Source organism: Thermoflavimicrobium dichotomicum (assembly GCF_900114055.1).
In the GTDB taxonomy this organism is placed as follows: domain Bacteria; phylum Bacillota; class Bacilli; order Thermoactinomycetales; family Thermoactinomycetaceae; genus Thermoflavimicrobium; species Thermoflavimicrobium dichotomicum.
The window spans coordinates 96,215-121,431 of record NZ_FORR01000011.1; the positions used below are offsets into that span (position 1 = coordinate 96,215).

Below are 25,217 nucleotides of genomic sequence, written 5' to 3' on the forward strand. Positions count from 1 at the left end.
GTGGCACAGATTTCTTGTGTAACTCTATTGCAACTCTTGATTTTTACAGTAATAGAAACAAGAAAACTAGGAGAGATAAAGATGAGTTGGATTCCGGACTGGTTGACAAGTCGCAGCCGTTTAACCCCTGAACGTATAGCGGTTGTGGAAGCAGAGACAGGAAAAAGATGGAGTTACCAGGAGCTTAATCAACATGCAGAGCAATTGGCGTTCGTACTGCAAGAAGAAGGAGTCAAAAAAGGAGATCGGGTAGCGATTTTGGCTCCTAATCATCTTTCCTATGCTGAATTGTTGTTTGCCTGTGCCAAAATAGGTGCGATTTTTGTCCCGCTAAACTGGCGACTGGCTCTAAAAGAATTAAAAATGGTGGTGGAAGACTGTACACCTCATCTTCTTTTCTATCACCCCAGTTTTCATGAATGGGCTAAGCGTTTACCCATCCAGAAAAAGATGGATCATCAGGAGTGGAAGAAACGAAATGGAATGGAAATGCGATGGAAACGAGAAGAACCTGACATCGAAGATCCCTGGATGATTTTGTATACAGGCGGAACGACTGGAAAGCCGAAGGGAGTAGTTCTATCCCATCGTGCGATCTTCTGGAATGCGATCAATACCATTCTGAGTTGGCATCTCACAGCTGATGACAAGACACTGGTTTACTTGCCGATGTTTCACACTGGGGGATTGAATGCTCTGGCTACACCTCTCTGGTATATGGGAGGGACAGTTGTCATTGGCGATCAGTTTGAAGCAGAAATGGCGATGGAGGTAATCGAGCGGGAACAATGTACGATTGTCTTGATGGTGCCTACCATGTATCATCGATTGATTCAATCTCCAGCGTTTGAGCGCAATTCTTTCTCCAGCATGCGAGTTTTTTTGTCTGGTGGAGCACCCTGTCCGTTAAACATTTATGATGCTTTTATAAAGAAAGGAATTTCTTTTAAGGAAGGTTATGGAATGACAGAAGCCGGACCCAATAATTTTCAAATCGATCCTGAAGTGGCCAAGAGAAAAAAGGGTTCTGTGGGTTTGCCCATGTTTTTCAATGAAATTCGGCTAATGGATGGACGAGTTGAGGTGACGGAACCAGAGAAAGTAGGAGAGATCTGGATTCGGGGTGGACATTTATTTGGCTGTTACTGGAACAATCCCGAAGCGACTCAGGCTGCCCTGCAGAATGGTTGGTTTCGTACAGGAGATTTGGGAAAGCGAGATCAGGATGGTTATTACTATATCGTGGGTAGACAAAAAGACATGATTATTACAGGGGGAGAGAATGTATACCCGACTGAAGTGGAACAGGTTATATTAGAACATCCAGATGTAGAGGAGGTAACTGTTTTCGGGATTCCACATGAGCAGTGGGGAGAAGAAGTCACAGCAGTGATTGTGCTTAAGGAGAGGTCTACGTTGACCGCCAAGCAGTTGCAAAATTTTATCAGGAAACGCTTGGGAGGATATAAAGTTCCGAAAAAAATGGTTTTTGTCGATGAATTGTCTAAGACAGCAGTTGGAAAAATTGACAAGAAGGAGTTGATCAATCGTTATGGTTTATAGTGCCGGGTTGATTGTAAATACTGCCCTGCCCGTACTTCCCTCTTATTTGCTTCGTCGACCCTCCTTGGTAAAGAAGTGTAAACAAGGAATGGATGCCCCGGTTTTACTGCTTCATGCCCCAATGGGCTATGGTAAAACGACAGCCATTGCTTCTTTTTTAAAAGATCACAAGATGGATAGTTGTTGGATTCGCTTTTCTGCGAAAGAAATGGATGAGCAATCGGTTTGGCAGAAGCTGTTTTTGTCGATGCGCCAATTATTTCCTCACTTTGGGGAAACATGGATGGATGAAATTTTCACTTCCAAGAACGGCGATCCACCATCCTCGACTTTTTTAGAGAAGTGGATCAGTGAATGGTTAAAGCTTTCCAAGAATATTGTATTCGTGCTTGATAATTATCACGTAGTGCAGTCTATTCCAGGTGTTCGACCATTTATGGAAGAGTGGGTAAAAAATATACCTGCAGGCTGTCATCTGGTAATCATGAGCCGTGAGAAATGTGATTGGGGTGGATTACATGCGATGAAAATGAAGGGCGAACTATATGAAATATCGACATTGGACCTGGCATGGTCAGAAGAAGAGATAGAGGTGTATTTTACTGACTATTATCAACATACGCTCTCTCAGGAACAGCTTCAACTCATCTTTCGCAGGACGAGAGGTTGGCCTGTTGCTGTTCGGCTTCTGGCGCAATATTTTTCCCGGGAAATAGGAACGGAATCATTGTTTCAAGATCATTCGGACTTTATGCAAGATTTATTCCGGTATTTTAAAGAGGAAGTTTGGCAAGGTTTATCCTGCATATGGCAAAAAGTCCTTCTTGAAATGAGTTTATTGGATATGGTTTCTGATCAAACCTATACAGAAGCATATGAAAGAAAGCCCATGATCTCGATGAATGAAGTGGAACAAAGACATTTATTCGTGACAAAAAGAAATGAATCGAGCTATTTCTTTCACCCCTTGTTTCAGCGTTTTTTACAGTATCAGTTGAAACAGAATGCTATTGAACAACAACGTTTATACCCACAAGCGATTCAATATTATTCGCAAAGCCAAAAGTATGAACAGGCTTTACATTATGCCCGCGAATGGGGAGATCGGCAAACCTTTGCCGAAATGTTACTCCAATGCGCGAAAGAATGGTTAAACCAGGGACAATTGGACAGAGTAGAAGCTTCCCTGTGCCCACTCGAAGACGACTGGAAAGATCATTATTACCATTTATGGATCTATGAAGGGGAACTTTATCGTTATCGGTGCCAATATGAGAAAGCGTTGCAATGTTATACGCGAGTGGAAAAGCTTGCGAAAATGGTTGGAGATCGGCAAGGGGAGAGCTTAAGTTTGGAAGGGCAGGCTCGTGTATATTTAGATACCATTCAACCAGGCAAAGCGGAGTATTTTTTGTTACGAGCACTCCAGGTTCTGGAAGGGGAAGAGGCATATCATTCTGATCGTGAACGTTTACAACTTTTGATTGCAGAAAATCAAGTGAATATCGGCCGAGTATGGGATGCAAATCAATGGTTGGAAAAAAGGAAAGAAGGAAATGAAGTGTTTGTTGATCCTGAGTTGGAAGCGAGACTGTTACTTCGTACAGGACGTTTACGACAAGCCAGGCAAATACTGGAGAAGAAGAAAAAAGAAGAAGAGCAAGCGGGAAAAAATCTGTTACCCCGTTCCCATCGGGAAACGCACGTGTTACTATCATTTATTCAAAGTTTAATCGGAGAAATTGACCAAGCCAAAAAAATGGCGGAAATTGGCATTGTGCAAGGTGTAGAATATCAATCTCCATTTATAGAAGCTTGTGGTTGGATGCGATTGGGACATGCTGTCCAATTAATGCCGAAATATGAAAAAAAATTAGCGGTTGAATGTTATCAAGCGGCCATTGAGTTAATGGATGATCTGCGTATGTCACGCGGAAAAGCGGAACCATTGTTAGGCATGACCTTACTGTACGGACGGGATGGAGTAACAGATCTAGCTTGTTACTATGGTCAACAAGCATTAACGGAAGTAGAGAAGGTGAAAGATCATTGGTTGGCAGCCGTGATTCGTTTGGCGATGGGGATTGCGGCTTTTTATGGTGAACGCTTACCCATGGCTGAACAGATTTTTACAGAATGTTGTAACCGGTTTGTGCGTTGTGGTGATCATTATTTTCTAACTGTTTCCCTATTATGGAAAGCGATCACTGCTTTGGACACAGGAGATGAATCGGTTTTTGCAGGGAGTATGCGTGAATTATTGTCATCCATGCAGAAAGGACAATATGAATTTCTGTTGCAAAAAAGAACGCTTTTTGGACCACGTGATATCCAAAGATGGATTCAGTTGTTATTTACTGCACAGGGAAGAGAAATTGAAGAATCTTATGTATCCTATTTGCTCGAAGAGATGGGGCTTCACCATGTGACTTCGCATCCTGGTTATACCCTAAGAATCCAGACATTGGGTACGTTTCGGGTTTGGTTAGGCGACGATGAAATTCAGGCCAAAGATTGGCAACGCAGTAAGGCCAAAGAATTATTTCAGTTTTTGATAACCAAACGTCACAGTTTATTAACGAAAGAGGAGATTTGCGCTTACTTATGGCCAGATGCAGATATGAAGGCAGCAGATCGGGATTTCAAAGTGGCACTTCATGCCTTGAATAATACACTGGAACCCAATCGCTCAGCACGATCAACCTCTTTTTATATTCAACGGCAAGGAGCCTTATATGGCTTGAATCGATCAGCTGGTTATGAGCTGGATGTGGATGAATTTGAAAAGCTGGTCCAACAGGGAATGAAAGAGGAGGATTTAAACCAACTGCAAAGCGGACTTGATTTATATCATGGCAGTTATTTACCAGAGCGTAGATACGAAGATTGGAGTGCGATGGAACGAGAACGGTTACAATCGCTTTTTATTCGTGGAGCTGAACGACTCGCCAGGTTGTTGATCGAGCAACAGATGTGGGATGAAGCAATTGATTGGTGTGAACGAATTTTGCAAGAAGACCCGTGTTGGGAAGAGGCTTATCGTTTACTCATGAAAATTTATTATCTTAGGAATAACCGGCCACAATCTATCCGGATCTATCAGCGATGTTGCAATCGATTGCAAAAAGAACTGGGAATTACTCCGATGCCAAAAACAGAAGAATGGTACCAGTTCATTGTCCAGGGGCGACTTCCAGTGTAACTGATTTGCAACTTTGTCAGATTAACATAGATAGCAAGTGAAAGAAAGGGAGTGATCCGGCATGATTCGTTCTCATTTGCGCAGTGCATTTATTTTTCTCTCATTAGGTGCCCTGCTATTTGTAAGCGCTTGCTCAGGGCAGGGCGGAGCTGATGCTGGCAAACCGATCAAAATCGGATTGCTGGCTTCTACGACAGGAGCATTGGAGTCGTATGGTAAACAAACAGTGAACGGTTTTCAACTGGGCTTGGAGTATGCTACTCAAGGAAAGAAAGAGATCAATGGACGCAAAATTGAAGTGATTGTGGAAGATACGGAAACCAAGGCAGATGTTGCCGTGAAAAAAGCGACGAAGTTATTGGAGGAAGATGAGGTCGATATCCTGGTCGGTTCAAGCAGTTCAGCCGATACTCTCGCTGTTCTTCCTTTGGCGCAAGAATACAGGAAAGTGATGATTGTCGAACCAGCTGTTGCGGATAGTATTACAGGAAGTGATTGGAATCGCTATATTTTCCGCACAGCCCGTAGTTCTTCTCAGGATGCGGTAGCGGGAGCGGCGGCCATCGCGAAGCCAGGCGTAAAAATCGCCACTTTTGCACCTGATTATGCCTTTGGAAGGGATGGGGTATCCGCCTTTAAAAAAGCGGCTGAAAAACGTGGAGCCAAAGTGATTCATGAAGAATATGCAGACCCAAAAGCGACTGACTTTACGGCTAATTTGCAGAAAATTGTTAATGCGAAACCGGACTATTTATTTGTCATTTGGGCTGGGGCAAATACGCCCTGGAATCAAATTCATGACATGAAGCTGGCTGAGCGCGGAATTAAAATATCAACGGGGGTTCCCGATATAGCTGCTCTGAAAACGATGCAACCGCTTGTTGGGATGGAAGGGTTTACCGTTTATTATCATACACTTCCGAAAAATAAAGTGAATGACTGGTTAGTCAGTGAACATAAAAAACGCTTTCACTCTCCACCTGATCTGTTCACACCTGGGGGAATGGCAGCCGCGATTGCCGCTGTGGAAGCATTGAAAAAGACAGGTGGCGATAGCACAGCGGACAAGCTGATTTCAGCAATGGAAGGGATGTCTTTTGAAACCCCAAAAGGCAAGATGACTTTCCGTAAAGAGGACCATCAAGCATTACAGACCCTCTATGCGGTTCGTTTGCAAAAAGGGACAGACTATCCAGCACCAGAGTTGATTCGTGAGTTGTCTCCAGACGAAACTGCTCCACCCATCCAAAATAAAAAGAAATAGACTCTTTCTGAACATAACGCCAAGGAATCGGTTTCTTGTCAAGAAATCGTAACCAAGAAACCGATTTCAGGCTCCAATCCATGGACTGACCAAAAGGGGGGGATGAAATGGAGTCCATTTTGAAAACCCAAAACCTAACGATTACCTTTGGTGGACATATTGTTTTAAAAGAGATTAATGTTTCAATTCAGCGTAATCGGTTTACATCCATAATTGGTCCGAATGGCGCAGGAAAAACCACATTTTTCAACTTGCTAAGTGGTCAATTAAAACCGACACAAGGTCGGATTTTCTTTCGAGATCAGGATGTAACTCAACTATCTCCAGATGCTCGGACTCGATTGGGCATTGGGCGCTCTTTTCAAATCACCGATGTCTTTCCACATCTGACTGTACTGGAAAATGTGCGATTGGCTGTACAAGCACGAGCTGGTATACACTTCCATGTTTTCTATCCGAAACAAAAAATGAAAGAATTGGAAGATAAAGCGATGGAGTGGCTAAAAAAGGCATTGCTCGAACATAAAAAAAATGAGTTGGCTACCTATCTAACACATGGAGAAAAAAGAAAATTGGAAATCGCCATGCTGTTAGCGTTAGAAACAGAACTGTTACTCTTGGATGAGCCTACGGCCGGCATGTCATTGGAAGAAGTGCCGATGATTTTGGAATTGATCCAATCATTAAAAGATGAACAGAATCGTACCATATTGCTGATCGAGCACAAAATGGACATGATTCGGAACTTGTCTGATCAAGTGCTGGTTTTGTATCAAAGCGAATTGCTGGCACAAGGCACACCAGAGGAAATCATGCAAAATGAACTTGTGCAATCCGCTTATTTGGGAGGGGATTTCCTTGCTCCTTGAAATTGAACAAATGGAGACATTTATTGGGCAATATCATATTTTGCATGGGATTACGCTGTCTGTCCCAGCTGGAGAAGTTACGGTTTTATTGGGGAGAAATGGGGCAGGAAAAACAACTACATTACGTTCGATTATGGGGCTTGCTCCTGCACAGAAAGGAACCATTCGTTTTTGTGGTGAGGAGATCCAGGCATTTCCTCCCTATGAAATTGTGCGTCGAGGCATTGGTTATGTGCCTGAGGATCAAGGGATCTTTGGTGATTTAACTGTTGAAGAAAATTTGAAAGTGGCCATGAAACATAAAGATTCCGCTGCGATGGAACGGTTGCAATGGACATTGGAGTTGTTTCCAGATTTAAAAACGGATTGGCATAAAAAGGGAGCCTATCTGAGTGGTGGACAGAAGCAAATGTTATCCATTGCTCGTGCGTTGGTTCAAGATCTGTCCTTACTCTTGATTGATGAGCCGAGTAAGGGATTGGCTCCCATTATGGTGGAGAAGGTCGCCAAAGCTTTATTGCACATGAAACAAAAAACAACCATTGTGCTCGTTGAGCAAAACTTTGCGATGGCTAGTTGGGTAGGAGATCGATTTTATATTTTGGATGATGGAAAAACAGTTGCTGCCGGACCTATGAAAGAATTAAAAGAAGATCAAGAGTTAAAGAGAAAATATTTGGGTGTTTCGTAGAGAGGAGGGATCAGAGGAAATGGCGATATGGCTGAATCTCACTGTGAATGGGCTGGCAACAGGAATGTTAATCTTTTTGCTGGCTGTGGGCTTGACCTTGATTTTTGGATTGATGGATGTGTTGAACTTTGCACATGGCGGTTTATTTGTCTGGGGAGCGTTTGCTGGTATCTGGCTTTTTGCCCGTACGGGAAGTTTTTTATTAGGACTGTTGTTTGCTGTCGTGGTCGGCTTGATTTTGGGATGGTTCATGGAAAGATGGATCATACAACCGGTCTATGGGAATCACATGCAACAGATCCTGATTACTTTGGGGGTAATGTTGGTTTTAAGCGAATTTATTAAAGTGATTTGGGGCCCCAATCAGCTCAGTGCTCCTACTCCTGAATGGCTGGCGGGAAGTTGGGTGATCGGCGGAGTGGTATTGATCAAATATCGACTTTTCATTATTTTGGTTGGCTTACTTGTCTTTCTCCTGGCTCACTTTCTACTTACTCATACACGAATGGGTTTGATTGTTCGAGCAGGGGTCATGAACCGTGAGATGGTACAAGCTTTAGGGGTCAATATCCAACGGGTTTTTATGGGTGTTTTTATGATTGGCGCGGCTTTAGCCACTCTAGCAGGAGTGTTGTTTGGGCCTTATTCCGGTGTGATTTATGCGGAGATGGGACTAGAGTATGCGATCTTTGCCTTTATTGTGGTTATTATTGGTGGAATGGGAAGTGTCATGGGTTCTGCTTTCGCTTCTGCCATTGTTGGTTTGTCTGGCGCTTATGTCAATTATCTATTACCGGATCTGTCACTGGCTGTAAACATGTTGATCATGTTGGTCGTGCTATTGTGGAAGCCTGAGGGACTATTTGGAACGAAAGGGGTGAAAGGATGAAATGGGAGAAAAAATGGATCTTTGGAGCAATGATCGCATTGTTTTTGTTTGTATTGCCTTGGATTTATGACTCACGCAGTACACTCATTTTAATCACACAAATTTTTATCTTTGCCGTTTTCGCAATGAGCTATGATCTTTTGCTGGGATATACTGGCATTATATCGTTTGGACATGCGATGTTTTTTGGAATCGGGGCCTACAGTACAGGGATTGGATTGATGCGAAATGGAGAAACCTGGACTGCTTTGCTGTATGCATTAGGGATCACAGTGATTTTATGCTTGTTGCTCAGTCATGTGGTTGGCATGTTGTCTTTACGCTTAAAAAGTCATTATTATGCGATGCTGACTTTGGCCTTCACGGGACTGCTTCAGGTTGGTGCGGAAAAATGGCGTAGCTTGACGAAAGGAAATGATGGTTTTACCTTTCATATCCCCGAATTTCTAATGGATCGAAAAATTTTCTATTTATTTTCTCTTCTCTTTATGATTATCATCTTTCTCTTTTTGTATCAGTTGATTTCTTCGCCATTTGGCAAAGTGCTTCAAGCGATACGGGAGAATGAGCGGCGTGCATTATCATTGGGGTATCAAGTGGTTCATTATAAAGTGTGGGCCAATGTCATCGCTGGTGTCATTGCGGGTCTGAGTGGCATGGTGTATGCACTGAGTTTACGTTTTATCAATACATCCGTTTTCGCAGTAGATATTACCCTTGATGTGCTGTTAATGACCATTATTGGAGGAGTTGGAACACTCTTGGGACCGATCATCGGGGCTGCCTTGATCGAAACAGCGCATGAAATGTTGACGGAATTGGCAGATGTGCATTGGCTGTTCGAACGTTGGATTATATTGTTTGGACTGATTTATATCTTGGTGGTTCTCTTTTTCCCAAAAGGGATTGTAGGTACCTGGAATGAGTGGATGAAGAAAGAGAGGTGGAAAAAATGGAATCGGTTGGGATTATGAGTATTGGTCTATATCTGCCTGAGCAGCGCATGAGCAGTCAAGAAATTGCTGCAGCATCAGGTATTCCTGTTGAGGTAGTGGAGCAAAAAATGGGGATCAAAGAAAAAACAATTCCTGCTCTCGATGATCATCCTTGTGAAATGGGGATCCGTGCGGCCAAACAAGCCATCGATCGTGCAGGGATACAACCAGAAGAGATTGAAGTAGTGATTTATATCGGAGAGGAATACAAAGAATATCCTGTCTGGACAGCCGCGATCCATTTGCAACGAGAGATTGGAGCCGTCAATGCTTGGGCTTTTGATATCGCGCTACGCTGTGGTACATCCATTCTCGGAATGAAGCTGGCTAAAGACCTAATGACAGCTGATCCAGCCATTCGTACCGTCTTGCTGGCGGGCGGATATCGGAATGGGGATCTGGTCAATTATCAAAATCCGCGCACACGCTTTTTGTTCAATCTTTCTGCGGGAGGCGGAGCGATTCTTTTGCGCAGGGGATGGACTCAAAATGAGGTATTGGCGACTCATATCATCACGGATGGCTCTTTTTCCCAAGATGTGATTATCCCAACAGGTGGAACCAAGATTTCTCACACTTGTGATGGCAAGGCCGGACGATGGGGGTATTTTGATGTTCCAGATGCAAAAGGAATGAAAGAAAGATTGGAACGTGCCTCATTACAAAACTTCTTGGAGGCCATTCGCCAATCTTTACAGAAAAGCGGTCTTTCCGATAAAGATATCGACTACCTAGGGATTTTGCATATGAAACGCTCTGCCCATGAAGCGATCTTAAAAGAACTGGGTTTATCTTCAGAACAGACCATCTATTTGGATCATTACGGACATATGGGGCAATTTGATCAAATTCTTTCATTGGAACTTGGCTTGCAAGCAGGCAAAATCAAAGAAAGTGATGTCGTTGTGTTAGTAAGTGCGGGAATTGGATATGCCTGGGGTGCGACAACAATCCGTTGGGGGAGGGTATAAAATAGGTGTCGACAAAAATCGTAAAGCGGACCATTTCACTTGCGAATGGAGAAACATTGGGTTATCGGGAAAGGGAAGGAGGAGAGCAAACACTCTTACTTATTCATGGGAATATGACTTCTTCCCAACACTGGGATGTGTTGATGGAGCGAATCGATCCGAAATATCGGTTAATCGCTATTGATTTACGTGGTTTTGGACTTTCGACTTATCATCAACCCATTCAGTCGTTAAAAGACTTTGCCCAAGATATAAAGCTGTTGGTAGACCGATTAAAGCTACGCAAGTTTGCGATGATGGGGTGGTCACTGGGCGGTGGAGTAGCGATGCAGTTTGCGGCCGATTATCCAGAGTATGTTGAAAAATGTATTTTACTTTGCTCCATGTCGACACGGGGTTATCCTTTTTACCAATTTGATGAAACCGGTAAGCCCATGAAGCGATTGCAAACAAAAGAAGAAATTGCTCAAGATCCACTCCGTTCCATTCCTATTTCCAGAGCATATCAAGAAAGAGATAAATCATTCCTAAGACAATTATGGAATGCACTTATTTATACCCAGCGCCAGCCTTCACCAGAGAAATATGAGATCTATCTGGATGATATGTGCACGCAACGGAATCTCGTTGATGTGTATCACGCTTTAAACCATTTCAATATCAGTAAAACACCCAATGAGTTGGGGAATGGAACGGGAGAAGTGGAAAAAATCCAAGCACCTGTCCTGATTCTTTGGGGAGAAAATGACTTGGTCGTGACCAAACCGATGACGATGGAATTAATTGAAGATTTAGGAGAGAAGGCCAAAGTGGTTTCTTTGCAGAATTGCGGCCATTCTCCATTGATTGATGATTTGGAGCAGTTGGTCAAGCATGTGAAATCATTTTTAGAAGATTAAAGTAAAAGAGAGGAGAAAAGGATATGGGACGTTTGGAAGGGCGAGTCGCATTGATTACAGGGGCAAGCAGGGGAATAGGAAAAGCAACAGCGACATTATTTGTGAATGAAGGGGCGCGTGTTTGTCTGGCGGATATCGATGAAGAGGGAGTAAAGAAGACTGCAGAAGAGCTGGCAACAGCTGGATTTGATGTATTTGCGCAGGTGGTGGATGTCACCCAAAAGGATCAGGTAGAAAGCGCAGTAGAGGAAACAGTGAAACGTTATGGACAACTTGATATTTTGGTTAATAATGCCGGTGTCATTCGTGATAACTTATTGTTTAAAATGACGGATTCGGATTGGGATACGGTCATGAATGTTCATCTCAAAGGAGCATTTTATTGCAGTCGTGCAGCACAAAAATGGATGGTTAAGCAAAATTATGGACGAATTATCAATTTATCTTCCATTTCCGCACTTGGCAATCGTGGACAGGCAAATTATGCCGCAGCAAAAGCAGGGCTTCAAGGCTTCACCAAAACACTGGCCATTGAGCTGGGGAAGTTTGGCATTACTGTCAATGCCGTGGCTCCAGGATTTGTGGAAACAGAAATGACCAGGGCAACAGCTGAAAGAATGGGAATGAGTTTTGATCAGTTTGCAGAAGAAATCAAAAAATCGATCCCTGTCGGGCGGGTTGGCCATCCGGAAGATATTGCTCATGCGATTTTATTCTTTGCGCAAGAAGAGTCTTCATTTGTCAATGGTCAAGTGTTATATGTAGCAGGAGGACCAACGGATTAAAAATATGGAACTGAAAAAAGATGTCCCTTAATTGTTAAATATCCAATGCCCCATTTAGATGATGGGGAATTTTTTTACTGTATCGGAATTGTTGAAGCTTTTGCGCAGGAATGCGAGGGAAGTGTATTCAAAAATGGTAAGGGGATTAATGAAAATAATTATTTACGAATCAATATAAAAAATATAAAATTGTTAAAAAACATTAAAAAGGAGAGACGATCTATGCAAATTGTGCAGAGAGTCCAGATGAAAATGAAACCTTCGGTGAACGAAAAAACAACAGAATATAGAATGGAGTATGATCAACGATGTCCATATCCAGAAACAATATCCATAAGCTCTATTGGGCTTATGTGTGGGGAAATGTTAATCTCTTAGCGCCGATTCTCGCCTTATTTTATTTACATCGAAATTTAAGTTGGACGGAACAGCTTTTTGTATTACTGACCTTTAGTGTATCGATTCTGATTTTTGAAGTACCTACAGGTGCGTTTGCAGATCGCTTTGGTCCCAAGACTTCATTTTATGCCGGTAGCCTTGTACGGTTTATTTCGCTTGCGTGCTTGTTGTTTTCTAAAGATCATATTTGGCTCATTTATTTAAGCCAGGTCTTGTCTGGACTTTCCGCTACGTTTTTTTCCGGCGCGGATGAAGCGCTCATCTATGAATCATTAAAACGGGATGACCGAGAAGAGGAAATGGGCACAGAGATTGGGAAAATCTATTCAGCCCGGATGGTCTCGACAATTGTAGGAGCAATCATCGGCGCATGGATCGGGAAGGATTTGACTGAATGGCAGTTTGATTTGCTCATCCTGTTGCAAAAGGTTTGTGTGCTGATTCAGCTTGGTTTTCTTACCAAAGTGATAGAGCCACCTGCATTCGAACACAATCGTGATCATCCGTGGAAACATGTGCACAGAGGCTGGAAAGAGATTCGGCAGGCACCTTATCTGTTACTCTTATTTGTCCATGTGACCGTGATTTTTATCCCCACTTATATCTTTGATCATTTTAAAACTCCCTGGTATCAAAAGCTTTCACTTCCAGTTGCATGGATTGGGATCATTGTGGCGATCGCTAACTTTCTATCCTTTCTTGCTTCCCAACATCTTGGAAGAATTGTCTCCAAGGGACGGGAAGTGACTTGGATGTACTTGACTGGGGGAATCATTCTCATTGGATATCTCCTGCTTGTCTTATTCCCGAATATTTGGATTGCCATTTTTGTGTCTCTACTTATTCCTTTGGCGAATGCGATTCGAAATCCATTATATTCGCAACTCAGCAATGAATATATCTCCACAGGAAGTAGAGCAACTGCTTTATCTTTGCTTAGTGTATTAGATTCATTGTTTGATGTTTTAATCGTCATACCCATGGGGTTTGTTGCTTCTTCATTTTCTGTGTCTGGAACTGGCTTGATGGCTATTTTCCTGGGGTGTGCCGCATTTACATTGATTGGGTTATGTTTTCCAGTGAGAAGAAATAAGGAGTCAGGATAGAAAGATGGCCCGGAACCTAAAAGGATTCCGGGCCATTGATTAGTTGACCGAATCGGATTTGATATGATAAGGCGTTCAAAAGCGACGAAGAAACAAGATTCAATTGTATTCTAAATGAAATAGCTCGTATACAGGATTACTGATCAAAATGTTTATCTTTTATTTATATCATAGATTAGTTTGTAATACAAACAAAGTAACTTAAAATACGAAGATCGGCCGTTAAAAGCCACGTGAAATAATAAATTTGCTTTACATGACCAGTATGAGCAAACAGAGTTGTTGAAAATAATGAGATCGCCAAAAATAAAAGCTGGGGGAAAAATCAAGAAACCCGCCCAATGAACGAACGGGTCAAAAGTTATTGATCAGGTCTTAATGATATTACATGGGTTCCTTCCTCTGTTGCAACACGTTTGTCTTTGTCAATGTCCCTTTCTCGAACGCCAATGGAAATAGCAGCTTCAATCATCTGCAGAAATTGGATATAATATAAATAATTTCTAATTTTTATCAACAAACTTGATACGAGAAAGTTGCTGTTCTACTTGACCACGAATCGCTTTTAGGTAAATTTGTCGTAATTTTGCTTGCTCTTTTAATTCTTCTTCTGTGAGTCCATCTGTTTTTTTCTTTCTGGCCAATTCGTTAATCCGTTGAATTAATTTTTGATCGATCAATCAAAATCAACTCCTTTGCTTTTTCAATGTACCTGATTTGATAGATCGGTGCAATACTCAAAGGAAGGAAACAGAATTGATGAAGGCGGTTATTTATGCGCGGGTAAGCACAAGAAAAGAAGAGCAAGAAAGCAGTTTGGAGCGACAAAGGGAAGAACTTTCAGCTTGGGCGAAAGAGTTGAAACTGGATGTAGTGGAAGTGATTTCGGAACAACATAGTGGGTATGATTTGGCGAGGGAAGGTTTATATGCGTTGTTTGATGCGTTGAAAGAAAAAGGAGCCAAAGTTGTACTGGTCCAGGATGATACGCGCTTGGGCAGGGGAGAAGCGAAATTGGCGATTATTCATCAGTTATACCGGATGGGTTGTTCCATTTTTTCCAAACAACAGGGAGGAGTACTGGAGCTGGATGCAGGCGAGTCCACTGTACTTCATATTATTGCAAAGGTAGAAGAGCTGCAGAGAAAAATGATGAACCAAAAAATCAGCTGGGGTATGCAACGAGCCATTCGCGAAAAGGGATATGATCCTTCGAAGAACTTGAAAAATCAAGGCATGGGTGGACGAGAGCGCAAAGAGGTTCCGATCGATCAAATTGTAGCATTAAAGCAAAAACGTCTAACATTTGAAGAAATTGCTGCAACTCTAAAAGGATTTGGCTATGATATTTCAAGGGCGACTGTTCATCGTCGTTACAAAGAATGGGAAAAAGCACAAACTGAAAATGAAAAGGAGGAGTAGATCTGATGAATTGGTCGTTGTTTGAGCAACTGACGCAAGCGCCTGGCGCTCCAGGATATGAAAGAGAAGTGCGGAAAATCATGCATGCCCATTTATCGGAAGTGGCAGATGAAATCATTCAGGATCGCCTGGGAGGTATTTTTGGTCAAAAGATCGGAAATCCCAAGGGACCCAAAGTGCTCGTAGCCGGGCATATGGATGAAGTCGCTTTTATGGTTAAGCATATAACAGAGCAGGGGTTTATCAAGTTTGAACCATTGGGTGGCTGGTGGTCCCAAGTAATGCCTGCCCAACGAGTCCATGTGTATACATATGATGGAAAGAGTATTCCGGGTATCATTGGTTCCATTCCTCCTCATCTCCTTTCGCCTGAAAAGCGCAAAAAACCGATTGAACAGTCCGAGATGTTTATCGATGTCGGGGCAGAGAGTAAAGAACAAGTGGAGGAATGGGGGATTCGTTTGGGAGATCCCATCATTCCATATGGGCCTTTTACAGAAATGGAAGGCGGAAAGCGAATCATGAGCAAGGCATGGGATAACCGCTTTGGTTGCGGTTTGGTTGTAGAAACACTTCAAGCCTTACGGTATGAATCCCATCCAAATATTCTCTATGCTGGAGCCACTGTTCAGGAGGAAGTGGGGTTACGTGGAGCGGCAGCTGCAGCCAATCTGATCGAGCCTGATGTCTTTTTTGCAGTTGATGCTGGACCTGCTGGTGATATTCCAGGAGTTAGAGATGGATTTGGCAAAATAGGAAAAGGGGTAGTGATTCGTTTATTTGACCGTTCCATGATTCCGCTGCCTCGTATGCGTGAATTCTTGCTGGATACAGCGGAATCTGAACAGATTCCTTATCAGTTCTTTGTATCTCAAGGTGGAACGGATGCTGGACGTGTGCATATATCAGGAAATGGCGTTCCATCCGCAGCCATTGGCATCTGTGCCCGATATATCCATTCGCATACAGCCGTGGTGGATAAGGAAGATATCGAGGCAGCCAAGGCATTTGTGGTAGCATTGGTAAAAAGGCTAAGCCGTTCGGTCTTTGAGTGGATCTTGGGAAGATAAAAGAAATGGAGACGCAGAACGCGTCTCCATTTCTTATTTATATTCAACGGACTCATTCAGTGTATAATATACAATTTTGTCTGTTGGGATCACCGTTGTAGAGTTTTTGTGATATTGTGTGTTAGGATGTGTTTTCCGTCTGTGAATGATCTGAGATTGCGGTCCGGCTGATTTCAACTTGTCAAATAAAGTAACAGCTTCTCGGCCTGAAAAAGTAAGCGGCTTTTCTTTCCCTACAAAGTAAATGTCTAAAGATACCTGTTTCATCGTTTTTTCAAGGTCTATATTTCAGTGTATTGCCAATAGTTTGATGATTACTGGCAAGATAGACCTCTAAATATACCTCCTTTTGATTTTTATGTTCTCATTTTCAACTTCCCTAGGTGCCTTTGATTAAAACATGTTTTTTGTTAACAATCTGTGAAGATGATCTGATGATCGGACGTTATTTGTCAAGCCAGGAAAAGTGGAGGAGCCTCTGGTATGAAAATCAGGAAATGGTTCATTGGAAAGGCGCCAGCAAGTTGTAACCATGATTCACTATTGATATCATCAAAGTAGAGAAAAAAAGATGGAACGAACGGAGTGAAAATATGGCATATCAGAAGTTCAATGAGCCAATGCTTGAAAAAATAATTCGCCAGACCAAAGCGACTTTGGCTATTGAAGGATTAATCATGACCAAACAGGATGAAGAACTGATTAAAGCCAAATTACGCGGTGATATAAGTAGAGAAGAGTTCTTAAAGAGAGCGTTGGAGATGACACAGATTGGATAAGTTTACACGTTACTGGGATCGACAATCACGGTATTGTTACCCAGGAACATCGGTTTTAATCAATTTGGCCAATATTAAAGAACCACATCAACTGGCATTATTTGAGGTCAAAGTGACAGGGGTTCGGATTGCAGAATTATATGAACGCCCGATCTATGGGCAGTTTGATTTGGAACATTTAAAACAGATTCATCGGTATATATTTCAAGATGTTTATCCATTTGCCGGAAAAATCAGAGAAGAGAACATTACCAAAGGTTTTTTTACTTTTGCACAGGCCCCTTATATAGAGCCCTGTGCCCAGCATCTGTTTATGGAGTTGGCACGAGAAAAATACTTAACGCGTTATCCTGTAGAGGAGTTTGCGAAGCGCGCAGCTTATTATCTAGCGGAAATCAATGTTCTCCATCCGTTTCCGGAGGGAAACGGGCGTGCGTATCGCGAGTTTATTCGCTGTTTGGCATTGCATGCGGGTTATGAGTTGGACTGGAGTCGAGTAGACAGACAAAAAGTGTTAAATGCTTCCATCCAATCTGTGACGGATTCGACTGATCTGGCCCATGTTGTTTGCGATTCCATCGTCAATCGTCAACCGAATCCAGATTTAAAGGCCTTTTACATAATAAGCGGACGAAGCGGTTAAGATGACCCTTGCGCTTCAAGCGCTAGGACTGAAATGGTTACGTATCAAGGGATACGTGGCAACAACCGAACTGACTTTGCCAAGTAATTTACATTATAATGTCATTGGATACAATCAAAATGGGGAAATCTGTATCCTTGTAAGGCTAGTATGGATGATTACTCTTGAGACGAAAAATGGTATCGGTACTTAAAATACAGCGATTACTTTTATTTCGTTTTTGATCCCATCTGATGAAGCGGAGTAAAGAGAAGAAACTATTTTTTGATCGGAAGAAACCTTTCAAAACGTTTTGCTTTCGGTTATTAGTACTCGGGGTACAAACCATTCATAAAATCGCTTAATCAAGATTAATCGCCTCCCTTGATAGCCGCGGAATAAAAAGAACGAATATTACTCAGAATAGTTGCAATTGTTTAGGGCAAGCTCCAAAAACGACCATAGAGATAGCAAAAGACCTTGGTATAAGAATACCAAGGTCTTTTGCTATTAGGGTAGAAGGAGCATATATGGATTCTGCCGCCAATTAATATTAATCGAGGTAAAAGAGAATTAAAAGAGGGATGCTTGTCGAGGCACTAACTTATGTTTAAAAGTAAAGGTACGTACTAATACTTTAGTGTATAGAGACAGGTGGATTGTTTTTACGTTACTAATGTTTAATTAAAGAGAGGATAATAGTTAATGCCAATAAACGAGCAAGTCCCACAGGATCAAAGCCTCGATATCAGTCTCGATCTCATGCGAGAGGGGTATCTGTTTATCAAAAATAGGGTTGATCGCTTTCAATCTGATCTATTTGAAGCGCGCTTTCTGGGACAAAAGATAATTTGCATGAGTGGAGAAGAAGCAGCAAAAGTGTTTTACGATCCGGAACGGTTTCAGAGAAATGGTGCCGCACCAAAGAGGATACAAGAAACATTGTTTGGCGTGAATGCAGTCCAGACTATGGATGGAGAAGCGCATATTCACCGAAAGCTTCTTTTTCTATCATTAATGACTCCACCCCATCAAAAGCGGCTAGCTGAGCTTGCTATGAAGCAGTGGCAGGCTTCTATTAGCAAATGGGAAGTTGCCGATCAGATCATACTTTTTGAGGAAGCAAAAGAAATTTTATGCCAAATCGCATGCCACTGGGCGGGAGTTCCACTGCAAGAATCAGAAGTAAAAGAGCGGGCAAAAGACTTTTATGCAATGGTGGATGCCTTTGGAGCAGTAGGACCACGGCACTGGAAAGGACGAATCGCAAGAAACATCACGGAAGAGTGGATCAAAACAGTAATAGAAGATGTCCGTGCTGGTAAGCAGAAAACGGAGGAAGGTTCAGCACTTTATGAGATGGCTTTTCACAGGCAGCTCGATGGTCGCCTACTCGATCCGCAAATGGCTGCGGTGGAACTTATTAATGTACTACGACCGATTGTTGCTATCGCTACCTTCATCACCTTTACAGCTCTAGCATTACACGAACATCCAGAGTATAAAGAAAGGCTACGGTCAGGTAACAGCCATGATTTGGAAATGTTCGTACAGGAAGTACGGCGATATTACCCGTTTGCTCCTTTTCTAGGCGCAAGGGTTCGAAAGGATTTTACTTGGAACCAGTGTGAATTCAAAAAGGGAATGCTCGTATTTCTGGATATATATGGAACCAATCACGATCCGCGCCTATGGGAAAAACCAAATGAATTCCGACCGGAGCGGTTTCAGGAATGGAAGGGTAGTTTATTTGATTTCATTCCCCAAGGTGGAGGCGATCCTGCCAAAGGACACCGCTGTCCGGGCGAAGGTATTACCGTCGAAATTATGAAAGCAAGCCTAGACTTCCTCGTCAACAAAATTGAATTTGAAGTCCCAGATCAAGACTTAAATTACAGTCTGGCAAAAATGCCGACATTGCCTGAAAGCGGATTTGTAATGTGTAATATTAGACGAAAAGGATTTGATACGAGGATCATTCGTAATGAATAATGGAAAGCCCGACTTTTACTTAAAGAGTCGGGTTTTGTTAAGACTTATTCCTTTACCTGCAGCAATTGTAGTCCATTTAGGGTCACAATCAAAGTCACACCCATATCTGCAAAAATAGCCATTCAGAGAGTAAGCCAACCTGGTACGATCAGAATTAAGGCCATCATTAATGACCTCCCACAGCGGCAAAATCGACGGATGCTCCTTCTGCCCATAAAAAAAGAGGCTTATTCGCCTCTCTATTTCACATTTAAAATAGCTTCATCCAACTTTTTTATGACTGCTTCGTCTTCTGTTTTTTGGGTCTTTAGCATGTTTAAAATCCTTCCCAAAGTTTTCTTGTCTTCAGAATGTTTTCTGTAGAACTTTTCATACGTTTCAATTTCATTTCCAGTCCTACTAATTCGCTCTATAAGCGCTATTTTTATTTTGGCTAGTTCTTCTATAGTCAGTTCTAGTCTAATAGATTCCACCTTTATTACTCCTTTTGCTGATATATAATAGTATATACTATACAGTTTACCCAAACCCTTTTAATGTATCTCTAAATACTTTACAGAATATGAATTCTGAAAAGTAAATATCTGTAAAACATGCGGAATCACTTTACAGAAGACGGCGCATTTAAGGAGAAATTCACTTTACAGAACACAAATAATGTTTATGCTGACCATATCGAAGTCTACCACAAAAGCGTGCTCATCGCTTCGCATGAGTGATGCATTGAATTAGAGTAATAGAGTAAATTAAAACAAAAAAGTCACTCCCCTATTCTCAAAGGGTTGTGACTTTTTCGCTTCCACAATCTAATTTATTAACTTTATGGTCATGAAGGATCTACTTCGTCGAAAGAGAGGGTAGTCACTTTTGTGTAATCACCACGAGCAATCTCTTTCTTTGTAGCTCTTTCTTCAAGTTCTTCTTGGTCGTTCATACCAGGTGCGATTGTGGGTTTCTTTTCTTCAGATACTTTCTTTTCCAAGGAAACTCCTCCTTTTCCTTTAGGAGTTTCCATATACAAATGGATTATACAAATCCAGCGATTTCGAGATCCAATTACAGACCAGTAAATACCCTATGATATTTTTGACACTCCCCATGCGTAAAGGCAGGGGATTATTGGGTAATCCCTTCTACCGAAGAGAAATTGACCAAGCTTAGACCGACAGCCCATCGGCAATGAGTCTCATACCTTCTTGCAGGATATTGATGGATGCATTGATGTCTCGATCATGGTGAGTTTGACACTCAGGACATGTCCACTCTCTTAGATTGAGGTTCTTTACCTCTTTATGGCGATGTCCACATTTAGAACATAGCTGGCTGGATGGGAATGCTTTGCCCACTTTAACAATGGTTCTTCCAAACCATTTCGCCTTATACTCCAGCATGGCTACAAACTCAGACCACGATGCATCTGTGATCGATTTTGCCAGCTTGTGATTCTTTACCATGTTTTTGACTTGCAAGTCTTCCAAGCAAATCGTTTGGTTTTCACGTATCAGCCTGGTAGACAGTTTATGTAGAAAGTCATGTCTTGCATTGACGATCTTTTCATGGATTCTGGCCACCTTGATCCGGGCCTTGTTCCAGTTGCTTCCCCCTTTTTGACGGCGTGACATTTTTCGTTGCCATTTGGCCAGCTCTTTTTCGTACTTTCTGAAAATCTTGGGTGCATTGATTTTTTCACTATTAGAGAGGATTGCGAAATCTCTTAAGCCAAGATCCACTCCAATGGCTTTTTCTTTATCAACGGGTTTATATGGGCAGTAGTTCATTTCACACAGGATGGAAACAAAATATTTTCCGGTTGGATTGCGCCGGATCGTGGCAGAAACAATTTTTCCTTCCACTTCTCTGGATTTGGCAAACTTCACCCATCCTAACTTGGGTAGTCTGATTTTGTTTCCTTTTATTTTGATGTTTGGTTTACACATTGACTTGTGTAAGATTGAACAGGATTTTTCCTGCTTTTGAAGCGTGGATGGTCATTCTGTTTCTTGAAAAAGCGTTCGAATGCATCTTCCAGATGTTGCAATGTATTTTGCAGTGAAGTGGAATCTACCTCTTTAAACCATTCCAGTTCCTTCTTTAGTTGGGTTAATTGCTTGGAACAAGCATGATAGGTTAATCCTTTTCCTGTCTGTTCGTATGATTCGTTCCATTTGGCTAGAAAGTGATTGAAAACAAAACGACTGCAACCGATGGACTTATTAATGAGTGTAGCTTGTCCTTTTGTCGGATAGATCCGGAACTTAAACGCTTTGTGTGGAAGCTGTTCCTTTTTCTTCTTTGCCATTTCGTTTCACCTCCTTGTTTCAGGAAAATTTATACAATTGTATTATACGATATTTATACCACCATACAATAGAGGTGTTTAAATGAATTAGGAAAGTACTAAAACAAGAAAAACAAAAAATGTCGGACTTCGCGAGAGGGTTAACACCAGGTTAACACCCTCCCTCGTCCGACGCTCGCTCTCATCCCCATAGCTGAAGCTAGGGGGTTTTCTCGCTCGCAAAGATATAAATCGAAACAGCTCGTTGTGGTTGGTAGTCGAAATAAGGATGGTTGGTAATTAGGCAGAGTAGTCCCAGGCAATATTCAGAGGCTGACTCAAAAGGTTAAGAGTCAACCCCTGGAGATTATTCTGCACCGATACCCGTATTGGAGCGTACATATAGTTCGGTGAATTTCTTTTCTGCCTCTTCTTCCCGGCTGAGCAGGGTTCCAATGACAGCTCCCAGGAAGCCGATCGGAACGGATAGAAGAGCCGGATTTTTTAACGGGAAGATAGCGCTTTCAGGGGTCATGATATTTGGGCTGACCAGTACCAAAACAATAGAGCTAATGAGACCTGCCAGCATTCCGACAACGGCTCCCATCGTATTAAAGCGCTTCCAAAACAGGCTAAACACAATCACAGGGAGATTGGCACTAGCGGCTACAGCAAAGGCCAAGGCAACGAGGAAAGCTACATTCTGGTCTTTGGATAACAGGGCCAGAATGATTGATGCAATTCCGACACCGACTGAAGCCCACTTCGCTACACGCATTTGTTCTTTCTCAGTAGCCTTTCCGCCTCGCATGACATATGAGTAAAAGTCATGGGCGAAAGCGCCTGCTGCTGAGATCACCAGTCCAGCCACAACGGCCAGGATGGTAGCAAAAGCAACAGCTGCAATAAATGCCAGGAAGAGGTTACCACCGAGTGCTTCGGCAAGAAGAGGTGCTGCCATATTCCCAGCTTTATCTGCGGCTTTGATTTTATCAGGTCCAACTAACAGAGCGGCTCCAAAGCCGAGGAAAGTGGTCATTATATAGAAAGAACCAATAATGAACATGGCCCATACCACGGAAGTACGTGCTTCACGGGCGGTAGGAACTGTATAGAACCGGATTAAGATATGTGGCAATCCTGCGGTTCCAGCTAAAAGAGCCAGACCCAGTGAGATGTTTTCGAGCGGATTCTTGTAAATTAAACCTGGTTCCAAGAAACGTTGCCCAAATTTGGCAGATACCTGATTAAACATTTCAACAATACTGAATCCATATTGGCTGAGTACCAGCAAACTTAAGAGGATCGTTCCACCCATCAGGAGAACAGCCTTAATGATCTGAACCCAAGTGGTTGCCAGCATTCCCCCAAACACGACATATAAAATCATCAAAATGCCGATCACGATAATGGATACTTCATAGTTAATGCCAAGTAGCAGTTTTACAATCGCGCCAGCTCCAACCAACTGGGCTATCATATAGAAAGTGGAAATAGCCAAAGTACTAAGAGCAGCCACAGAGCGAACCGGTTTGGTTTTCATTCGATAGGCGACCATATCCGCTAAAGTATAGCGCCCGGAGTTACGAAGGGGTTCTGCGACAATAATGAGCACGACCAGATAGGCAACAAGCCAACCAACCGAATACAGAAAACCGTCAAATCCGCCTAATGAAATCAAGCCTGCAATTCCGAGAAAGGAAGCGGCGCTCATGTAATCGCCAGCGATCGCAATACCGTTTTGCCATCCCGTGATTTTTCGTCCGGCTGCATAAAAATCCGTGGTTGTTTGGGTTTGTTTAGAGGCCCAATAGGTAATGACTAAGGTTAATAAAACAATAATGAGGAAAAGGATAAACGCTGTTGTATTCATTGAGCGACTCTCCTTTGTTCTTCAATGATTTCCTGTACTAATCTGTCTGTTTTGTTTGCATGACGGACATATAGAATGGCCAGGATCCAAGCCATGAAAAATTGAGATAAGGCAAAGAGATAAGCACCATTTATGGAACCAATCAGCTTCGTATTTAAAAATTTGAAGTAACCGGTTAAAAATGGGAGAGCAAAGTAATAAAGGACAAAGAAGATGGTGGCAGTCCAAATAAAACGTTTTTTCTTTTTCATTAATGTTCGGAATTTTTCAGAATCAGCAATTGCCTCCCAATCCGATGAAGTAAGAGAGGATCGCTTTTCATCTGTTGTAGACATAAATCAACCTCCTTAATCAATTTGAATATTTATTGAAAAAGTTCTTATTCATCAATATAACATAAAATCATCACTAATTGCACAATAATATAAAAATATTTATTATTGAACTTCTAGACCTATTAAATATATTGAAGGAATATAGAGGTTAAAATAAAGAGACAGCTTGAGGACAAAGTCTTTTTTTAGCGCTCGAACTCCTTTTCCGCTTTGTTTGCACTCAATGATGAAGAGGAAAAGTCGCTCAACTGGAAAAGGAGCTTATTTATTTATAAACATCTTCCAATATCTTTGCGTTTTTTGTGGGATGTCAGGTGGTAAAATACCATTCAAAAAGTATCGATTGGAATGATAAAAAGATTGTTGTATGAATATGGTATCTGTTTTCTACTTGATCGTGAAGGATTAAGAGAATATTTAAGAATTTATGAAGATTTTTTCGTATATTCATTATATTAATTAATAAAAGGAACAGAAGGAATATATATAATTTTATTTTTATGATTTTCCCTATTGCATTTTTGATAAAAAGCTGCTAACTTATTAAATTGTCAGCGGTCAAAACAAAGATAAAGCGTGGGGCTATAGCTCAGTTGGGAGAGCACCTGCCTTGCAAGCAGGGGGTCAGCGGTTCGAATCCGCTTAGCTCCACCATATGAATGTGAGCCATTAGCTCAGCTGGTAGAGCATCTGACTTTTAATCAGAGGGTCGGAGGTTCGAATCCTCCATGGCTCACCAGATAAGCGGGTGTAGTTCAGTGGTAGAACATCGGCCTTCCAAGCCGAATGCGAGGGTTCGATTCCCTTCACCCGCTCCACTTGGCCCGTTGGTGAAGCGGTTAACACACCAGCCTTTCACGCTGGCATGCAGGGGTTCGAATCCCCTACGGGTCACCATCAAAAACTGTTATCTATTGAGATAGCAGTTTTTATTTTGAAGAGTATGTCATGAAACCGACATGACTCAGTGAAATATTTTTTATAAAAAAGTGTTGACAAGAGATACTGTAGATGGTAGATTATCCATTGTCGCTGCGAGATGCGGTGAAATAAAAGTGTGTTCCTTGAAAACTGAAGAGTGAAGCATGACCTCGTTGATTCGATAGAGCAAATCAAACCTTTTTTGGAGAGTTTGATCCTGGCTCAGGATGAACGCTGGCGGCGTGCCTAATACATGCAAGTCGAGCGGGGTTATTTCCTTCGGGAAATAACC

Annotated in this window: 21 protein-coding genes, 4 tRNA genes, 1 rRNA gene and 1 pseudogene; 21 read left to right on the forward strand and 6 right to left on the reverse strand. The window is 42.1% G+C overall.

All coding sequences use genetic code 11. The features are described 5' to 3' along the window. Nucleotides 1-81 precede the first annotated feature (81 nt). The 11 genes from menE to BMZ78_RS11880 all read left to right on the forward strand — a co-directional run bounded on the left by menE (nucleotide 82) and on the right by BMZ78_RS11880 (nucleotide 13,633). Complete coding sequence (gene menE, locus BMZ78_RS11830) at nucleotides 82-1,563, forward strand: o-succinylbenzoate--CoA ligase (RefSeq protein ID WP_093230552.1); 1,482 nt, start codon at nucleotides 82-84, stop codon at nucleotides 1,561-1,563. After that, nucleotides 1,553-4,765: an AfsR/SARP family transcriptional regulator gene (locus BMZ78_RS11835; protein ID WP_093230554.1), complete on the forward strand. Its 3,213-nt coding sequence runs from the start codon at nucleotides 1,553-1,555 to the stop codon at nucleotides 4,763-4,765. The genes menE and BMZ78_RS11835 overlap by 11 nt, the downstream gene beginning before the upstream one ends. Nucleotides 4,766-4,826: 61 nt before the next feature. Continuing rightward, nucleotides 4,827-6,029 (forward strand): substrate-binding domain-containing protein, encoded by a 1,203-nt coding sequence (locus tag BMZ78_RS11840; protein ID WP_093230555.1) that lies wholly within the window; start codon nucleotides 4,827-4,829, stop codon nucleotides 6,027-6,029. Nucleotides 6,030-6,136: 107 nt separating this feature from the next. Then, complete coding sequence (locus BMZ78_RS11845; RefSeq protein ID WP_093230557.1) at nucleotides 6,137-6,898, forward strand: ABC transporter ATP-binding protein; 762 nt, start codon at nucleotides 6,137-6,139, stop codon at nucleotides 6,896-6,898. Continuing rightward, nucleotides 6,882-7,589 carry an ABC transporter ATP-binding protein gene (locus tag BMZ78_RS11850; RefSeq protein ID WP_175482440.1) on the forward strand — a complete coding sequence of 236 codons (708 nt, stop codon included), beginning with the start codon at nucleotides 6,882-6,884 and terminating at the stop codon, nucleotides 7,587-7,589. The genes BMZ78_RS11845 and BMZ78_RS11850 overlap by 17 nt, the downstream gene beginning before the upstream one ends. A gap of 19 nt (nucleotides 7,590-7,608) precedes the next feature. After that, the gene (locus tag BMZ78_RS11855; protein WP_093230560.1) at nucleotides 7,609-8,478 is read left to right on the forward strand and encodes a branched-chain amino acid ABC transporter permease; all 870 of its coding nucleotides are present in this window, start codon (nucleotides 7,609-7,611) and stop codon (nucleotides 8,476-8,478) included. Further along, on the forward strand, nucleotides 8,475-9,452 hold the full coding sequence (locus BMZ78_RS11860) for a branched-chain amino acid ABC transporter permease (RefSeq protein WP_093230561.1): 978 nt from the start codon (nucleotides 8,475-8,477) through the stop codon (nucleotides 9,450-9,452). Before BMZ78_RS11855 ends, BMZ78_RS11860 begins: the two co-directional genes overlap by 4 nt. Further along, nucleotides 9,431-10,444 (forward strand): 3-oxoacyl-ACP synthase, encoded by a 1,014-nt coding sequence (locus BMZ78_RS11865; RefSeq protein WP_093230563.1) that lies wholly within the window; start codon nucleotides 9,431-9,433, stop codon nucleotides 10,442-10,444. Before BMZ78_RS11860 ends, BMZ78_RS11865 begins: the two co-directional genes overlap by 22 nt. Before the next feature lie 5 nt (nucleotides 10,445-10,449). Beyond that, nucleotides 10,450-11,343 (forward strand): intracellular short-chain-length polyhydroxyalkanoate depolymerase, encoded by an 894-nt coding sequence (gene phaZ, locus BMZ78_RS11870; protein WP_093230565.1) that lies wholly within the window; start codon nucleotides 10,450-10,452, stop codon nucleotides 11,341-11,343. 23 nt (nucleotides 11,344-11,366) lie between these two features. After that, nucleotides 11,367-12,128, forward strand: coding sequence for a 3-oxoacyl-ACP reductase FabG (gene fabG, locus BMZ78_RS11875; RefSeq protein ID WP_093230566.1), 762 nt, complete (start codon nucleotides 11,367-11,369; stop codon nucleotides 12,126-12,128). A gap of 308 nt (nucleotides 12,129-12,436) precedes the next feature. Beyond that, nucleotides 12,437-13,633, forward strand: coding sequence for an MFS transporter (locus tag BMZ78_RS11880; protein ID WP_093230568.1), 1,197 nt, complete (start codon nucleotides 12,437-12,439; stop codon nucleotides 13,631-13,633). A gap of 503 nt (nucleotides 13,634-14,136) precedes the next feature. Here the strand turns inward: BMZ78_RS11880 and BMZ78_RS11885 are convergent. Continuing rightward, nucleotides 14,137-14,313 (reverse strand): DUF896 domain-containing protein, encoded by a 177-nt coding sequence (locus BMZ78_RS11885; RefSeq protein ID WP_093230570.1) that lies wholly within the window; start codon nucleotides 14,311-14,313, stop codon nucleotides 14,137-14,139. A 79-nt stretch (nucleotides 14,314-14,392) separates the two neighbouring features. Here BMZ78_RS11885 and BMZ78_RS11890 point away from each other — a divergent pair, with 79 nt between their 5' ends. From BMZ78_RS11890 to cypC, 5 genes are all read left to right on the forward strand, one after another. Beyond that, the gene (locus BMZ78_RS11890) at nucleotides 14,393-15,055 is read left to right on the forward strand and encodes a YneB family resolvase-like protein (protein ID WP_093230571.1); all 663 of its coding nucleotides are present in this window, start codon (nucleotides 14,393-14,395) and stop codon (nucleotides 15,053-15,055) included. A gap of 5 nt (nucleotides 15,056-15,060) precedes the next feature. Then, the gene (locus BMZ78_RS11895; RefSeq protein WP_093230573.1) at nucleotides 15,061-16,125 is read left to right on the forward strand and encodes a M42 family metallopeptidase; all 1,065 of its coding nucleotides are present in this window, start codon (nucleotides 15,061-15,063) and stop codon (nucleotides 16,123-16,125) included. A 593-nt stretch (nucleotides 16,126-16,718) separates the two neighbouring features. Further along, complete coding sequence (locus BMZ78_RS11900; RefSeq protein ID WP_093230575.1) at nucleotides 16,719-16,904, forward strand: antitoxin VbhA family protein; 186 nt, start codon at nucleotides 16,719-16,721, stop codon at nucleotides 16,902-16,904. Continuing rightward, nucleotides 16,897-17,547 (forward strand): Fic/DOC family protein, encoded by a 651-nt coding sequence (locus BMZ78_RS11905; protein WP_093230576.1) that lies wholly within the window; start codon nucleotides 16,897-16,899, stop codon nucleotides 17,545-17,547. Before BMZ78_RS11900 ends, BMZ78_RS11905 begins: the two co-directional genes overlap by 8 nt. Nucleotides 17,548-18,237: 690 nt before the next feature. Then, a complete protein-coding gene (cypC, locus tag BMZ78_RS11915; RefSeq protein ID WP_217645007.1) occupies nucleotides 18,238-19,518 on the forward strand; it encodes a CYP152 family fatty-acid peroxygenase CypC in 1,281 nt (426 codons plus the stop codon). Between the two features lie 239 nt (nucleotides 19,519-19,757). On the opposite strand, the gene BMZ78_RS11920 is transcribed toward cypC, so the two are convergent. The 5 genes and pseudogenes from BMZ78_RS11920 to BMZ78_RS11935 form a co-directional block, all read right to left on the reverse strand. Further along, the gene (locus tag BMZ78_RS11920; RefSeq protein ID WP_093230581.1) at nucleotides 19,758-19,991 is read right to left on the reverse strand and encodes a hypothetical protein; all 234 of its coding nucleotides are present in this window, start codon (nucleotides 19,989-19,991) and stop codon (nucleotides 19,758-19,760) included. Between the two features lie 353 nt (nucleotides 19,992-20,344). Next, nucleotides 20,345-20,500, reverse strand: a complete 156-nt coding sequence (locus BMZ78_RS18820; protein ID WP_175482430.1) for a hypothetical protein — start codon at nucleotides 20,498-20,500, stop codon at nucleotides 20,345-20,347. A gap of 175 nt (nucleotides 20,501-20,675) precedes the next feature. Then, a pseudogene (tnpB, locus tag BMZ78_RS11925) lies at nucleotides 20,676-21,817 on the reverse strand (IS200/IS605 family element RNA-guided endonuclease TnpB). Between the two features lie 346 nt (nucleotides 21,818-22,163). Beyond that, nucleotides 22,164-23,669 (reverse strand): solute symporter family protein, encoded by a 1,506-nt coding sequence (locus BMZ78_RS11930; protein ID WP_093230582.1) that lies wholly within the window; start codon nucleotides 23,667-23,669, stop codon nucleotides 22,164-22,166. After that, nucleotides 23,666-24,004, reverse strand: coding sequence for a DUF485 domain-containing protein (locus BMZ78_RS11935; RefSeq protein ID WP_093230584.1), 339 nt, complete (start codon nucleotides 24,002-24,004; stop codon nucleotides 23,666-23,668). Before BMZ78_RS11935 ends, BMZ78_RS11930 begins: the two co-directional genes overlap by 4 nt. A 578-nt stretch (nucleotides 24,005-24,582) precedes the next feature. On the opposite strand from BMZ78_RS11935, the gene BMZ78_RS11940 reads away from it, so the two are divergent. The 5 genes from BMZ78_RS11940 to BMZ78_RS11960 all read left to right on the forward strand — a co-directional run. Beyond that, nucleotides 24,583-24,658: transfer RNA gene (locus tag BMZ78_RS11940), tRNA-Ala, on the forward strand. A gap of 9 nt (nucleotides 24,659-24,667) precedes the next feature. Next, nucleotides 24,668-24,743 (forward strand) — tRNA-Lys (locus BMZ78_RS11945). A gap of 5 nt (nucleotides 24,744-24,748) precedes the next feature. Further along, nucleotides 24,749-24,822 (forward strand) — tRNA-Gly (locus BMZ78_RS11950). Nucleotides 24,823-24,825: 3 nt separating this feature from the next. Beyond that, nucleotides 24,826-24,901 (forward strand) — tRNA-Glu (locus BMZ78_RS11955). 223 nt (nucleotides 24,902-25,124) lie between these two features. Next, nucleotides 25,125-25,217: ribosomal RNA gene (locus BMZ78_RS11960) — 16S ribosomal RNA — on the forward strand; the annotation flags it as partial.

Excerpts from the sequence above, each read along its gene's own strand:
- menE (WP_093230552.1), top strand. The coding sequence starts at position 82 with ATGAGTTGGATTCCGGACTGGTTGACAAGTCGCAGCCGTTTAACCCCT.
- BMZ78_RS11835 (WP_093230554.1), top strand. The coding sequence starts at position 1,553 with ATGGTTTATAGTGCCGGGTTGATTGTAAATACTGCCCTGCCCGTACTT.
- BMZ78_RS11840 (WP_093230555.1), top strand. The coding sequence starts at position 4,827 with ATGATTCGTTCTCATTTGCGCAGTGCATTTATTTTTCTCTCATTAGGT.
- BMZ78_RS11845 (WP_093230557.1), top strand. The coding sequence starts at position 6,137 with ATGGAGTCCATTTTGAAAACCCAAAACCTAACGATTACCTTTGGTGGA.
- BMZ78_RS11855 (WP_093230560.1), top strand. The coding sequence starts at position 7,609 with ATGGCGATATGGCTGAATCTCACTGTGAATGGGCTGGCAACAGGAATG.
- BMZ78_RS11860 (WP_093230561.1), top strand. The coding sequence starts at position 8,475 with ATGAAATGGGAGAAAAAATGGATCTTTGGAGCAATGATCGCATTGTTT.
- BMZ78_RS11865 (WP_093230563.1), top strand. The coding sequence starts at position 9,431 with ATGGAATCGGTTGGGATTATGAGTATTGGTCTATATCTGCCTGAGCAG.
- fabG (WP_093230566.1), top strand. The coding sequence starts at position 11,367 with ATGGGACGTTTGGAAGGGCGAGTCGCATTGATTACAGGGGCAAGCAGG.
- BMZ78_RS11880 (WP_093230568.1), top strand. The coding sequence starts at position 12,437 with ATGTCCATATCCAGAAACAATATCCATAAGCTCTATTGGGCTTATGTG.
- BMZ78_RS11890 (WP_093230571.1), top strand. The coding sequence starts at position 14,393 with ATGAAGGCGGTTATTTATGCGCGGGTAAGCACAAGAAAAGAAGAGCAA.
- BMZ78_RS11895 (WP_093230573.1), top strand. The coding sequence starts at position 15,061 with ATGAATTGGTCGTTGTTTGAGCAACTGACGCAAGCGCCTGGCGCTCCA.
- BMZ78_RS11900 (WP_093230575.1), top strand. The coding sequence starts at position 16,719 with ATGGCATATCAGAAGTTCAATGAGCCAATGCTTGAAAAAATAATTCGC.
- BMZ78_RS11930 (WP_093230582.1), bottom strand. The coding sequence starts at position 23,669 with ATGAATACAACAGCGTTTATCCTTTTCCTCATTATTGTTTTATTAACC.
- BMZ78_RS11935 (WP_093230584.1), bottom strand. The coding sequence starts at position 24,004 with ATGTCTACAACAGATGAAAAGCGATCCTCTCTTACTTCATCGGATTGG.